Origin of the sequence: Butyrivibrio sp. VCD2006, assembly GCF_000423925.1 — a bacterium.
Classification (GTDB): domain Bacteria; phylum Bacillota; class Clostridia; order Lachnospirales; family Lachnospiraceae; genus Butyrivibrio.
The window spans coordinates 3,518-4,414 of sequence record NZ_KE384113.1 but is presented as its reverse complement, the minus strand read 5'-3'; positions in this window follow the sequence as shown (position 1 = coordinate 4,414).

The window sequence follows — 897 nt, the reverse complement described above, 5'->3', positions numbered from 1 at the left end:
CAAAGGCAGCAGGCTTTGGATTATAAAAATGGAGCACGAACAATTCCATGGATGAATAATCCCAATAATCTCAAATATATTGTGGATAACAACTGGATATAAAACGGATTATTTCACGGATAATCAAACTTTTTCACTTAAAAGGCACAGGTGCTGAGTATTGCTGCTCAGCACCTGTGTTAATTAATGGGGAATATACATCGTCATTGTTAATTGTGAACATACATCATCATTGTTAATTGTGAACATACATCATCATTGTTAATTGTGAACATACATCATCATTGTTAATTGTGAACATACATCATCATTGTTAATTATGAATTTACATCATCATTGTTAATTATGAATTTACATTATCATTGTTAATTGCGAACTTATATTATCATTGTTAATTGCGAACTTATATTATTTTGGGTTTTATCTTGCTAAATGATAGAGAACTAAATGGTAAATATGCTGTTCAATTCATGTCCGCGATTTGGATTCACATTTAAAATGCTTGTCTAAATGTATTTTTCTCAGTGTCCACTTTATGGGGGTCATTTTTATAGAGCATATTGTGGCTATGTTACTTGTCAAAAGGCAAAAACTTGTATAAAGACAAGTAGTAAAGTCGAGTTTTTATGGGGATTCTTACTTATCAGAATGTATAAATGAATGAAAAGACAAGTAGGTGAGAATAGTCTTTATGGAGATTCATACTTGTCAAAAGGTATGAATCTATATAAAGGCAAGTAGACTAGACTTGTTTTAATTGGGATTTCTACTTGCCAAAAGGTATAGATCAATATAAAAACAAGTAGTCCAGGCTGTTTTCAGGAGTATTACACGTCATAATGCTAAAATCGGTAAAAGGCCGTGTATCCTAGGGCTATTCTAAAGGTACTTCAGAGG